An 11908-nucleotide genomic window follows, 5' to 3' on the forward strand; every position below is an offset into this window, starting at 1 on the left:
GATGGCCATCCAGATCGAGCGCATCGGAACCGTCCGTACCGATCTGGGCGAGTGCCCGGTGTGGGACGCCGAGCAGCGGCAGCTGTGGCTGGCGGACTGCCGCCGAGGCCTGATCTATCGGCTGGACCCGGAGCAGGGCGGCCACATCTGTCACGAACTGCCGGCGCCGCTGGGCGCCTTCGCGCTGAACGACGACGACAGCCTGGTGGTGGCGTTGAAGGAGGAGATCGGGCTGTACACACCGTCCACCGGCTCCCTGACTCGCATCGCGCGCATCGACGACAGCCATCCCCATCTCCGGCTCAACGATGGCACGGCGATGCCGGACGGCAGCTTCATCGTCGGCACCATGCATCTGTTTCGCGAGCCGGGGGAGCCGCCGCTCGGCGGGCTGTATCGGCTCGACCCGGGCGGCTGCTTCGCGCGGCTCGATCGGGGCCTGGCGGTCGTCAATGGACCGCTGCCGCATCCGTCGCGCGCCGAATTCTATGTGGCCGACAGTGCCGCGCGCGAGATCTATCGCTATCGCATCGACGCGGAAGGCAATCTGGGCCTGCGCGTGCCGTTCGTCGATACCGCACCGCTAGGCTCGGCGCCCGATGGCTGCTGCTTCGACCGCGATGGCGGGCTGTGGACGACGCTGGTGCATGCCGGGGCCATCGTCCGCTTCGACGCGGACGGCGTGCTGTCGCACCGGATCGCGCTGCCGGTCGCGCATCCGACTGCGCTGTGCTTCGGCGGCGCGGAACTGGACGACATCTACGTGACCTCGATCCGAGACAGCGGCCGCTTGCGCGCCGACGGTCCGCTCGACGGCGCGCTGCTGCGCGTGCGGGGCGCGGGCTTTCGCGGGGCGACGCGACCGCGCTGTCGTATCCCGGTCTAGGGTGTGGCGCCCGCCATTGCGGCGCTGCCCTTGCTGTAGGCGCTGAAACGCATCGACTCGCCGGACACGTGCGAGGCGACGAAATCGAGGAACAGACGGATCTTGGCCGGGATCATCGCGGTATCGAGGATGGTCGCGTACATGCCTTCCTCGAATGTCGTATTGGTGACGCGAAACTCGGGCAACAGCCGCACCAGCGTGCCGCGCGACAGGTCGTGATGGACCGTGTAGTCGTCGAGCAGCGCGATGCCTTCGCCCAGCCGCGCCAGTTCCAGCAACGCCACGCCATTGTTGGTGACGTGCCGGGGCTTGAAGCTGATTTCCTCGACGGTTTCGCCCTGCTTGAATTGCCAGCTCGGGTAGTTGCCCGGCAGCAGGTACGCCATGCAGTCATGCGCGAGGAGGTCCGATGGCTGCACCGGCGCCGGCCGGCGCGACAGGTACGCCGGAGAAGCCACCAGATAGCGCTCGCTGCGGAACAGGATGCGCCGCTTCAGCCCGGCCTCGACCGGCGGCGAGATGCGGAAATCGATATCGAAGTTGTTGCGGCGCAGGTCCGCCTTCGATTCGGACAGCACCAGTTCGACCAGGATATCGGGGTACTGCTGGCGAAAGGCCGCGATCAGCGGCGGCAGCACGCCCAGCCCGAACATCATCCGCGAATGGACCCGCAACGTGCCTTTGGGCGCCGAGCGAATCTCCGTGATATTGCGGTGGGCCTGATTGATGTTCCATAGAATGCCTTCGAGCTCGCGCGCGTATTCCTGTCCGGCTTCGGTCAGCACCACCTGGCGCGTCGAGCGCATCAGCAGCTTGACGTTCAGCTCGTTCTCGAAGTCGGTGATCATGCGCGACACTGATGTCGCCGATACGCCGAACTGGCGCGCCGTCTCCGAAAAGCTCTCGGTCTTCGAGATCGACAGAAACAGTTCCATCGCGCGAAGCCTGTCCATCATTCCTCCATTTTCTGCAGTACAGATCGCCGTGTTTGCGGTATTCCGGCTGGTATCGCCGACCCCTAGAATTTCCTCGAACCGCAGCAGGGATTTTTAGGAGACACCATGGAATTCGGCGTATTTATTTTGGCGCAACAGCGAGGGTACCATCAGACTTCAAGGGAAGTCATCGGCAACTCAATCGAGCAGACCGTGATGGCGGAGCAGGCCGGATTCGATACCGCCTGGTACGCCGAGCACCACTTCAACAACTACTCGCTGTCGCCGTCGCCACTGATGACGGTGGCCCATGCCGCCGCGAAAACGCATCGGATTCGCCTCGGTACGGCGGTGTGCATTCTGCCGCTGTATCATCCGGCACGCTTCCTGGCCGAAGTCGGCTTTGTCGATACCGTGTCCAATGGCCGTCTCGATCTCGGTGTCGGTTCGGGCTATCAGCAATTCGAGTTCGAGCGCTTCGGTGTCGACATCGCCGAATCGGGCGCCATCTTCAATGAGTTTCTCGACGTCATTCCGCAGGGCCTGACGCAGAAGATCTTCGAATACGAAGGGCAATTCCTGAAGATTCCGCGCAGCTCGATCGCGGTGCGCTGCCTGCAGGATCCGATGCCACCGCTGTGGGTCACTTCGGGCAATCCCGTTACGCTCGGTCGCGGCGTACGCGAGAACCACAATCTGTTCGTCACCGCGCTGCTCAACGGCAACGATGCCATTGCCGGATTGCGCGGCCGCCTCGAGAAGATTGCCGCGGACAACGGCAAGGATCTGGACCGCGACGTCAAGTTCGGCTTCCTGCGCTGCGGTTATGCATCGGACAACAAGGCGGAGATCGACGCCTACCTGGACTGCGCGCGCTTCCAGCGCCGGATTTCGGAGAGCCTGAAATACCGGCGCGCGCAGAGCGACGACGGCTATATGGTCAAGGAGGTGCCGTCCGACACCGATCCGACGTTCGAGCAATTGCGCCAGAACCTGCCGGTGGGCTCGGTCAATCAGGTCATCGACAAGCTGCTGGAGGAAATCAGCATCCTGCGGCCCAAGCACATTGCGCTGCAGACCCAGCTGGGCGACTTCGACCAGAAGACGATGCTCAAGCAGATCGCGCTGTGGGGCGAGCGCATCATTCCGGCGATTCGCAAGGAAGTCGGCGAATTGCGGGTTGCCGCCTGAGGACCGACCCATGCGTATCCATCTGACCAACGCGGGCGCGATCACGCTGCGCGACCCGGCGGACTTCAAGCGACTCGACGTCGTGGTCGATCCGCAACCGCCCGAGCGGCTAGCCCATGCGATCGCGCGCATCGGCAGGCGCGAGGACGAAGCGCATGTCCGCCTGTCGCCGTCCGTGCTGCGCTTCCTGTCGGGGCATGCCGGCGAGCCGGAGTGGGAGGCGGGCTTCTCGGCGATGCTCGGCTACGCCGCAAGCCACGGCTGGGTGGATGAACGCGGCGACGTGCGTGCACACCTGACGCTGAACGATTCCGACGAGGTGGTCTCGGTCGACGACTTCAAGGCCGCGATGCGCGCGTTGCCGGCCGGCATCAGCGCGGTGACGACCGGCAGCGGCGCCGACGTAGCCGGGCTGATCGTCTCGAGCCTGACTTCGGTGTCTGCCGACCCGCCGATGGTGGGCTTCTTCGTGCAGCGTACGGCCTCGGCGCATGGGCCGCTGCTGCGCAGCGGCCGCTTCGTCGCCAACGTGCTCGGCGAAGAGCATGGCAGCATCATCAGCGATTTTTTGAAGGCGCCGCAGGGTCCGGCGCGCTTCTCGGCCGGGCGATGGGTGGACGGCGACCAGGGCCTGCCGGTACTCGATGACGCGCTGGCCAGCATCGAGTGCGAGATCGTCTGTACTGAGACACTGGGCACGCATGACCTGATCGTCGGCAAGATCCGCAGGACTAGTTGCCGCCTTGCCAGGCCGATCATCAACTTCAACGCCGGCACCCATCGCATCGCGCCGGCGCTAACGGCCGCGGCCTCATAGCGGCGCCGCGGCTCCGCGCCGCAGCACTCTCCACGCTCATCGCATCGTCGGCGACAACACCGGCGGCGTTTGCACGCCGCCGGCGCGGTGGCGTGCGCTTGCGACACGGCTGACGCCCGGAGGACGCTCGCACAACCGCACAGTCGAGCGCGCACAGACACACAACAAACCGATCTTCCACCACCTCAAACAACAACATAGAGGAGACAATGAGCATGAAGAAGACACGCGTGCTACTGGCCGCGCTCGGCGCGACAGCGTTCGGCCAAGCAAACGCACAGATGAGCGTCACTCTGTATGGGGTCGTCGATACGGCGATCGAGTACATCAATCACGCCGCCCCGGCGCCGGCGATTGACGCGGCCACCGGTCAGGTCACGCAGCGCACAGGCGGCAACCGCTTCTCGATGATTAACAGCGGTGGCCTGTCGGGATCGCGCTGGGGTCTGCGCGGCACGGAAAACCTCGGTGACGGCCTGAGCGCCATCTTTACGCTCGAGAGCGGCTTCGGGGTCGACGACGGCCGCTCGCAGCAGGGCGGCCGGCTGTTCGGCCGGCAAGCGTTCGTCGGTCTGCAGCATGCCGACTACGGGGCGGTCACGTTCGGCCGTCAGTACACGCCGATGTTCGACGTGCTGGCGAACTTCACGCCGCTGCGCTTCGCGCCGCTGTACGAGCCGCTGACCTATCTGCTTGGGCCTGCCTTTCGTGTGGACAACACGGCGAAGTACGCGGGCAAATGGGGGCCGCTCAGCGCAGAGGCGTACTACAGCTTTGGCGCCGGCAACGGTACGCTCGGCGCCATGCCGCTCGCCGGCGGCGGGGTCGGTGAAGCGCCGGGGCACTTCCGCGACAACTCGGCATACGGCGGCTCGCTGACCTATGCGTCCGGCCCCTGGGGCGTGACCGCGATCTACGATCAATGGAATCCGGCGGTGACCACGGGCAACGCGGCCCGCGCGAAGAAGGCCGCGGCGGCGGTCAGCTATGCGGTGGGACCGGTCAAGCTGGTGGCCGGCTATCGCTGGGGAAATACCGAGAGCGCGAGCGGGGCGACGCTGCTGCGCGACGACCTCTACTGGCTCGGCGTGAACTACAACGTCAACCCGGCACTACTGCTGCAAGCCGGCTACTACTACGACGATCTGAAGCAATCACGCGTTGGACTGAACGCCCCGGCGAGCAACCCGGCCAATCCGTGGCAGATCAGCTTCAATGCCGACTATTCGCTGTCCAAGCGCACCGACATCTACTGGTCGATCGCCTATGCCCGGCATTCCGGCCTGAACTTCGATGGCGCGGCAACGGGCATCTCGTCCGGCTATGCGCTGGCGCAGGGCAACAACGATCAGATCGGCACCGCGATCGGCATTCGCCACCGCTTCTGAGGCCGGTATTGCCACCAGACCAACGTCCGCGTGGATCGTCTGACGCCGACCCACGCGGAGCCTTTGCATGCGCCACTCGTCATCGCTCAGATCTGGCGGCCGTTTACGGGTGCGCTATCGGCGCAGTCCGTCGCCCATGCGCTGTCGATCCTGGGCGCGATGTTCCGCTGGCTGGTCCAGCAGCGGTATGTCCTCGCCAATCCGTTCGCCGGCATCAAGGTCCAGGGCGGCGGCCGCACGGCGGCGCTGGACAATTCGCACGCCTTCACCGAAGGCGAATGGAAGCTGGTGCGGACCATAGCCGACGGGCTCGAGTGGGCCTACGGTTGGGAGGCCGCCGCTGCGCAGCGCCTGCGGTTTTTGCTGGACTTCGGCTATGCCACGGGACTGCGGGCCACCAAGTTGATTGGAGCGAGGCTCGGCGATATAGAGACCGACGGGGAGGGTGATGAATGGCTCAATCTGACGGGGAAGGGCATGCGCAGGGGCAAGGTGGCATTGCCGCCGTTGGCGCGCCGGGCATTGGAGCGCAATCTGACGGACCGCGAACTTCCGATCAGTCGGAGTCTGTGGCGCCCCGAGACCGCCCTCGTTGGTGATCTGACCGGGAAGCCGGAAATCGGCATCACGAGCACGCGGCTGTGGCATGTCATCAAGCGCTTCTTCACGCTGGCCGCCGATGTCATTGCAGCGGTCCATCCTTCGCTAGCGGAGCAACTGCGCCGCGCGAGTCCGCATTGGATGCGGCATACGCACGCCACACATGCCCTGGCACGGGGCGTGGACCTGACCATCGTTCGGGACAATTTGCGGCATGCGTCGGTGTCGACAACATCGGTTTATCTGCATAGCGATGAAGTCACGCGAGCTCGGCAAATAAGGGAGGCCTTTGGTGATAGGTAGCGTGGGTCGCCTTGCACGGTTAACCGAACCCCGAGTGGTTGTTGGCATTCGGGCCATGAGAAGACAGGGTGCCCCTCGGATCCAGAGCGACTCGCTGCAAATGGCCTGCGCCTACGGCAGCTCTCGACCCCGAAGCGGAACTCAGAATTGCTGGGATGACAGATTTGCAGCAGTTGCGGTCACAGCAGACTAAGCGCTAATCAAGGCTTCGTCCTTATTGTGCGGAAGATAGGGGTCAGGGTGCAGGCGGCCAATCTTCGGGGACAAGCTTTAGTCCGTCGCGCCAGCGCTCTCGCAGTGCCTTCTGAAAGCGGGCATTGTCACTGAAATCGGGGTGGTCGGTGATGATTACTTGGAACTTTCCTTTTAGGCTTTCGACCACCTCGAAGATGAGGCTGAAAAGACCGCGAGCTGGCTCTCGACCTCCTGAATTGCCGTTGCGATGTGTGGCGTCGCGGAATCCATCGCACCGCTGCGCTCGCCGATGTAATTCTGGGCCGCACGCAGGTCGCCGATGGACTGAACCTGAGAGGCTTCGGGCAGCCCCTGCAGGCACAGTGGGCACGAGTGCCCGGGGGCATCATGCTCGAAGACCGTGAGGGCGCTCAGGCGGGCGATATGCTCGCGCGCCTCCGCCGAATACCCCTGCGAACTGCCTTCGAAGTTCCGTGCGCGCTCCAACGTCGATTGCAGTGCGCGCTGCTCGAGCACTAGTTCGCCGCGAACGGTCGAGAGCCGCTTGAACTCTGCGTCATCGCCGGCCTCCGCGCCTGCGGATCGCACCGGCGTCGTTTGGATCGCGCGCAGGGTGTCGATCTTTTCCTGCCAGGTGGCTCCGTCGCTCAGCGCGATCAGGCCTACTGCTTTGGCTTCGGCCAGGAGCGTGTCGGCTCGCCCAATTCCGTCACCTCGGATTGTGGCCGCCTCGGCGAGCCCCCGCGGTGCCATTGGTGGCGACCATCCCGCGGCAGCCGACAAGCCGCGCCGTGCCAGTCCGCACTGGATGCGGCATACGCATGCCACGCATGCTTTAGCCAGAGGCGTGGAGTTGACCAGCGTTCGGGACAATTTGCGGCATGTGTCCGTATCCACGACGTCGGTCTACCTGCATAGCGATGAAGTCAAAAGGGCCAGGCAGACGGGGAAGGCGTTTCCCGCCTGAAGGGCCCCGAACAGGCCGTTGCATGATGACCGTGATGTCCCGCATCCCGACACGACGGTCGGAACCTCAGTGCCAGCACCAACGCTACGCACCCGGTCCCTTTTCTACCACCACGTCTTTGGCATGGACCTCTGCCGCGCATTCTGAGCAAACAACGACAGGATCAAACAAGTGCCCGCAGGCGGTGTGCCGGTGCAGCAAGGGCCTTCCTGCCTTGCCGGCCATGTGGACATCGCCCCAATGCACGATCGCCATGATGATCGGATGAAGGTCCATGCCCTTGGCGGTCAGCCGGTACTCATATCGGACTGGTGCCTCCTGGTATGCAACCCTCTTGAGAACGCCGGCCTCCACCAGCTTGCTAAGACGATCCGCAAGCATGGGCCGTGAGATCGTGAGCCGCTGCTGAAACTCGTGGAAGCGGCGCACGCCAAGGAAGCAGTCGCGCAGCACGAGCAGGGTCCATCGGTCTCCAATCACGGAGACCGTGCGCGCCACGGAGCAGTGTTCCTGTTCAAGATCATTCCACTTCATTTGCGCGATTTTACCGTTGACGAGTTCAATTTTCAAACTTATGATTTTGTAAGTTCAAAAACAGAACTATGGAGACAAGGAAACATGCAACTCTCTGCAGCCGAGCTGGAGGCCAGGGTCGCCGCCCTTCCGGATCGTACGTCGCACGTAGTGCGCCCTTGGGTACAGCGCTCGCCCGATGCGATCGCGTTGTCAGAAGGCGCCCGCGTCATGACATATCTACAGCTGGCGCAAGCGATCCAAGCCGCGGGGCAGTGGCTCATTCAGCGCGGTGTTCGCCCCGGAGACCGGGTCATGGTCCTTGGTGAGAACTCAATCGCACTCGCGGTCCTGGTTCTCGCTATCGGGGACATCGACGCCTGGCCCCTGGTCGTTAACGCGCGGATCAGCGAGCGCGAGGTTACTGCCATCCGCGTACACAGCGGGGCTCGCTTGGTGATCGCGACGAGCTCCATCTCACCCGATGCTGCCCGGCATGCCCAGCAGTTGAGCGCGCTCGTCCATGACATACCGGGAGTCGGCGCCGTTGCCGTGACCGACATTGATCCGGCCGCGACCGCGGAACCCGTCAGTGCTGACGGTGCCCATCAAGTCGGGGCGCTCATCTACACCTCCGGTACAACCGGAACCCCAAAGGGCGTCATGCTGAGTCATCGCAGCGTGATGTTCACTGCGGTGATCGGTGGCGCTATGCGCGGATTTGGGCCGGATGACTTTGTCTACGGGGTGCTGCCGATGTCCCACATTGTCGGCTTCTCTTCAGTACTCATCGGCACATTGATGTTTGGTGCACGTCTAGAGCTCGTACCCCGCTTTGACGCCAAGGCTGCCTTACGTGCCCTCAGCGAAGACGGGATCACTCGATTCCAGGGTGTGCCTACGATGTTCCAACGCCTGCTTGAAGCTTCAGATGGAGAAATCTCCTGTCCCGCACTTCGCGGAATCGGCGTGGCGGGCGCACCGCTGGACCTGACATTGAAGCGTGCGGTGGAGACCGCCTTCGGGCTGCCCTTGCAAAACGGCTACGGCATTACCGAGTGCGCCCCCACGATCGCCTTTACCCGTGTCGACGATCCACGCGATGACACCACGGTCGGTCCGCCCATTCCTGGAGTCGAGGTGCGACTGAAAAGTACGACAGGGGAATTGGCGGCATCAGGCGAAGTAGGGGAGCTGCACGTGCGCGGACCGAACGTGATGCTCGGCTACTACAAGGCACCGGAGCTGACGACGCAAGTCGTTGATCCTGAGGGGTGGTTCAACACCGGCGACCTAGCACGGATGGACGGACCCTACCTGCACATCGTCGGGCGCACCAAGGAATTGATCATCCGGTCAGGCTTCAATGTCTACCCTCCTGAAGTCGAGGCCGTTCTGGCGGCGCACCCGGATGTGGCCACTTGCGCGGTAGTAGGCAGACGCGTACCAGGCAACGAAGAGGTCGTCGCCTTTGTACAGCTCAAACCTGGCACCAAGGCCACGCCAGAGGAAATCGGGCAGTTCGCGGCCCAACACCTTGCACCTTACAAGCGGCCAGCCGAGGTGTTCATTCGAACCTCGCTGCCGGCCACATCCGCGGGAAAGATCCTGAAGCACATGCTCGCCAAGGAAGCGTCGGGCGACGCCTCTTGAAATTTCGAGAACGCCGCTGCGACCGTCCTGGCGCGATCCGGTAGGCCTACTCGTACCCCACATCCAAAGGAGACAACCATGGCAGACAGAAAAGCAATTCTGGTCATTGGCGCGGGAGACGCCACAGGCGGCGCCATCGCCAAACGGTTCGCACGCGAAGGCTATGTCGCGTGCATGACCCGGCGTAACGCCGACAAGCTCCAGCCCCTTGTCGAGCAGATTCGCGCCGAGGGAGGCGAGGCACACGGGTTCGGTTCCGACGCGCGCAAAGAAGAAGAGATGGTGGCGCTCGTTCAGAAGATCGAGACAGAGATAGCGCCGATTGAAGTGGCCGTCTTCAACATTGGTGCCAACGTGCGGTTCGGAATCACCGAAACCACGGCACGGGTCTATTACAAGGTCTGGGAGATGGCTTGCTTCGCCGGTTTCCTGATGGGGCGAGAAGCAGCCAAGGTCATGCTGCCCCGCGGTCGCGGCACCATCATCTTCACCGGCGCCACCGCCAGTCTCAGAGGGAGGGACGGCTTCGCCGCCTTCGCCGGGGCCAAGCATGGCCTGCGCGCCCTGGCACAAAGCATGGCCCGGGAGCTCTGGCCCAAGGGCATTCATGTGGCCCACCCGATTATCGATGGCGCCATTGACACCGAATTTATCCGGACCAACTTCCCTGCACGTTATGCCACCAAGGACCGGGGCGGCATCGTCGATCCGGCACGCATCGCGGACCTCTACTGGCAGTTGCACATGCAGCCGCGCGACGCATGGACGCATGAGACCGAAATTCGTCCGTGGATGGAGCCGTGGTAACCGCGGCACGTGGGCCCTCAAAACATTGAAGCAGAGTCAAGCCATGAACCCGATAACCGTCCAATTCCTGTTCGACTTCGGAAGTCCCAACGCCTATCTGAGCCATAAGGTCATTCCCGAGATCGAGGCCAGGAGCGGAGCCAAGTTCGAATACGTCCCGATCCTGCTAGGCGGCTTGTTCAAATTGAGCAACAACCGCTCGCCTGCAGAGGCCAATGCGCAGATTCCAGCCAAACGCGCCTATGACCTGCTTGAACTCAATCGCTTCGTCAACAAGCACGGACTGACTCAGTACAGGAGCAATCCGTACTTTCCGGTCAATACCCTGCAGATCATGCGCGGCGCAGTCGCGGCCCAATCGTTGGGCTGTTTCGAGTCCTATGTTGACGCTGTGTTCGCCAGCATGTGGGAGCGGCAGAAAAAGATGGACGAGCCGGAGGTCATCGCAAGCGAACTGGCGGCCGCCGGTCTTGACGCGTCCGCCCTGATTGCCGCGAGCCAGCAGCCGGACGTCAAAAACCGGCTGTTGGTGAATACGCAGGATGCACACGCGCGGGGCGCCTTCGGCTCTCCCACATTCTTCGTCGGTGAAGAAATCTTCTTTGGCAAGGATCGTTTGCGCGACGTCGAGGAAGAGGTCAACCGAGTGCGAAACAGCTGAGCCACGTTTTCGGAAGCATCAGAATATGACCAAACCGCAGTTCTTCGCCTGTTTGTTGGCGATCGGCGCAGCATTCGCCCAGCCCACATTTGCCAAGGAGCCCTATCCCGTTCGTCCGATCAAGATCGTGATCGGATTTGCGCCCGGTGGATCGACGGACACGCCGATGCGGGTGCTCGCCGAGTCAGTCTCCAAGATCCTCAAGCAGCCGGTCGTCATTGAAAACCGACCAGGCGCAGGAGGCACCATGCCGGGCATCGTCATGCAAAGCGCTAGCAGCGATGGGTACACGTTGGGCATTGCCTCCCTGGGGATTTACCGCCTCCCGTATACGACTGACGCGAAATGGAATCCTGCCACGGACTTGACCTACATCATTGGCTTGACGGGCTACGCATTCGGGATCGTCGTGCCATCGAGTTCTCCCATCAAATCCTGGCAGGACTACGTTGCTGCGGCCAAGTCCAAGCCAGGGGAACTGACGTATGGCACACCGGGAGTCGCCACGACGAACCACCTCACGATGGAGCAGATATCCAGGAAGGCGGGCATCAAGCTGCACCACATTCCGTACAAGGGGACCGCGGAATCGATGCAGGCCATCATGGGAGGCCAGATCGAATCGGCGGCTGAGACCTCTGCCTGGGCACCCTTTGTCAAGGAAGGCAAGATGCGCCTGCTTGTGACGTGGGGCGGCAAGCGGATGGAAAGCTTCCCCGATGTGCCGACTCTGCATGAGGTTGGTATTCCGCTGACCCAAACATCGCACTGGGGCTTGGTGGGGCCCAAAGGAATGGATCCCGCCATCGTGGCAAAGCTGCACGACGCCTTCAAACAGGCTATGCACCAGCCCGAATTCAAGCGCGCACTGGCGCGCTATGACATGGAGCCGGAGTACAGAAGCTCGGCGGAGTTCCACAAGTTCGCAATTGAAACAATGAAGCAGGAGAAGGAAATCCTGGACCTGTTGGGCCTAAGCAGAAAGTGAGGTC

General features: G+C 62.9%; 11 protein-coding genes and 2 pseudogenes. 10 read left to right on the forward strand and 3 right to left on the reverse strand.

Annotated features, from left to right (window positions below; translation table 11 throughout):
- The first annotated feature begins 1 nt into the window (after nucleotide 1).
- Nucleotides 2-886 carry an SMP-30/gluconolactonase/LRE family protein gene (locus tag HTY53_RS16980; RefSeq protein WP_217435656.1) on the forward strand — a complete coding sequence of 295 codons (885 nt, stop codon included), beginning with the start codon at nucleotides 2-4 and terminating at the stop codon, nucleotides 884-886.
- Here HTY53_RS16980 and HTY53_RS16985 read toward each other — a convergent pair.
- Nucleotides 883-1842, reverse strand: coding sequence for a LysR family transcriptional regulator (locus HTY53_RS16985; RefSeq protein ID WP_254599999.1), 960 nt, complete (start codon nucleotides 1840-1842; stop codon nucleotides 883-885). The two genes, HTY53_RS16980 and HTY53_RS16985, sit on opposite strands and share 4 nt — an antisense overlap.
- A 105-nt stretch (nucleotides 1843-1947) precedes the next feature.
- Between HTY53_RS16985 and HTY53_RS16990 the strand changes: the two genes are divergently transcribed.
- From HTY53_RS16990 to HTY53_RS17005, 4 genes and pseudogenes are all read left to right on the forward strand, one after another.
- On the forward strand, nucleotides 1948-3012 hold the full coding sequence (locus HTY53_RS16990) for an LLM class flavin-dependent oxidoreductase (protein WP_174107765.1): 1065 nt from the start codon (nucleotides 1948-1950) through the stop codon (nucleotides 3010-3012).
- Between the two features lie 10 nt (nucleotides 3013-3022).
- Nucleotides 3023-3829: a flavin reductase family protein gene (locus HTY53_RS16995; protein ID WP_174107766.1), complete on the forward strand. Its 807-nt coding sequence runs from the start codon at nucleotides 3023-3025 to the stop codon at nucleotides 3827-3829.
- Nucleotides 3830-4044: 215 nt separating this feature from the next.
- On the forward strand, nucleotides 4045-5217 hold the full coding sequence (locus tag HTY53_RS17000; protein WP_174107767.1) for a porin: 1173 nt from the start codon (nucleotides 4045-4047) through the stop codon (nucleotides 5215-5217).
- A 93-nt stretch (nucleotides 5218-5310) separates the two neighbouring features.
- A pseudogene (locus HTY53_RS17005) lies at nucleotides 5311-6120 on the forward strand (tyrosine-type recombinase/integrase); the annotation flags it as partial.
- A gap of 235 nt (nucleotides 6121-6355) precedes the next feature.
- Here the strand turns inward: HTY53_RS17005 and HTY53_RS25140 are convergent.
- Nucleotides 6356-6685 carry a DUF3732 domain-containing protein gene (locus HTY53_RS25140; protein WP_217435657.1) on the reverse strand — a complete coding sequence of 110 codons (330 nt, stop codon included), beginning with the start codon at nucleotides 6683-6685 and terminating at the stop codon, nucleotides 6356-6358.
- 378 nt (nucleotides 6686-7063) lie between these two features.
- On the opposite strand from HTY53_RS25140, the pseudogene HTY53_RS17020 reads away from it, so the two are divergent.
- Nucleotides 7064-7282: pseudogene (locus HTY53_RS17020) on the forward strand (tyrosine-type recombinase/integrase); the annotation flags it as partial.
- Between the two features lie 84 nt (nucleotides 7283-7366).
- Here HTY53_RS17020 and HTY53_RS17025 read toward each other — a convergent pair.
- On the reverse strand, nucleotides 7367-7816 hold the full coding sequence (locus tag HTY53_RS17025; protein ID WP_174107770.1) for a winged helix-turn-helix transcriptional regulator: 450 nt from the start codon (nucleotides 7814-7816) through the stop codon (nucleotides 7367-7369).
- On the opposite strand from HTY53_RS17025, the gene HTY53_RS17030 reads away from it, so the two are divergent.
- The 4 genes from HTY53_RS17030 to HTY53_RS17045 all read left to right on the forward strand — a co-directional run bounded on the left by HTY53_RS17030 (nucleotide 7787) and on the right by HTY53_RS17045 (nucleotide 11904).
- Nucleotides 7787-9448: a class I adenylate-forming enzyme family protein gene (locus tag HTY53_RS17030; RefSeq protein WP_368041022.1), complete on the forward strand. Its 1662-nt coding sequence runs from the start codon at nucleotides 7787-7789 to the stop codon at nucleotides 9446-9448. The genes HTY53_RS17025 and HTY53_RS17030 overlap by 30 nt on opposite strands.
- A 78-nt stretch (nucleotides 9449-9526) precedes the next feature.
- Nucleotides 9527-10255 (forward strand): SDR family oxidoreductase, encoded by a 729-nt coding sequence (locus HTY53_RS17035; RefSeq protein WP_174107771.1) that lies wholly within the window; start codon nucleotides 9527-9529, stop codon nucleotides 10253-10255.
- 43 nt (nucleotides 10256-10298) lie between these two features.
- Nucleotides 10299-10916 (forward strand): 2-hydroxychromene-2-carboxylate isomerase, encoded by a 618-nt coding sequence (locus HTY53_RS17040; protein ID WP_174107772.1) that lies wholly within the window; start codon nucleotides 10299-10301, stop codon nucleotides 10914-10916.
- 25 nt (nucleotides 10917-10941) lie between these two features.
- Nucleotides 10942-11904 carry a tripartite tricarboxylate transporter substrate binding protein gene (locus tag HTY53_RS17045; RefSeq protein WP_174107773.1) on the forward strand — a complete coding sequence of 321 codons (963 nt, stop codon included), beginning with the start codon at nucleotides 10942-10944 and terminating at the stop codon, nucleotides 11902-11904.
- Nucleotides 11905-11908 lie beyond the last annotated feature (4 nt).

The sequence above is a fragment of the Cupriavidus gilardii genome (assembly GCF_013314895.1).
Classification (GTDB): domain Bacteria; phylum Pseudomonadota; class Gammaproteobacteria; order Burkholderiales; family Burkholderiaceae; genus Cupriavidus; species Cupriavidus gilardii_C.

Coding starts and splice junctions, on each gene's coding strand:
- HTY53_RS16980 (WP_217435656.1), top strand. CDS start 2: ATGGCCATCCAGATCGAGCGCATCGGAACCGTCCGTACCGATCTGGGC.
- HTY53_RS16985 (WP_254599999.1), bottom strand. CDS start 1,842: ATGATGGACAGGCTTCGCGCGATGGAACTGTTTCTGTCGATCTCGAAG.
- HTY53_RS16990 (WP_174107765.1), top strand. CDS start 1,948: ATGGAATTCGGCGTATTTATTTTGGCGCAACAGCGAGGGTACCATCAG.
- HTY53_RS16995 (WP_174107766.1), top strand. CDS start 3,023: ATGCGTATCCATCTGACCAACGCGGGCGCGATCACGCTGCGCGACCCG.
- HTY53_RS17000 (WP_174107767.1), top strand. CDS start 4,045: ATGAAGAAGACACGCGTGCTACTGGCCGCGCTCGGCGCGACAGCGTTC.
- HTY53_RS17025 (WP_174107770.1), bottom strand. CDS start 7,816: ATGAAGTGGAATGATCTTGAACAGGAACACTGCTCCGTGGCGCGCACG.
- HTY53_RS17035 (WP_174107771.1), top strand. CDS start 9,527: ATGGCAGACAGAAAAGCAATTCTGGTCATTGGCGCGGGAGACGCCACA.
- HTY53_RS17040 (WP_174107772.1), top strand. CDS start 10,299: ATGAACCCGATAACCGTCCAATTCCTGTTCGACTTCGGAAGTCCCAAC.
- HTY53_RS17045 (WP_174107773.1), top strand. CDS start 10,942: ATGACCAAACCGCAGTTCTTCGCCTGTTTGTTGGCGATCGGCGCAGCA.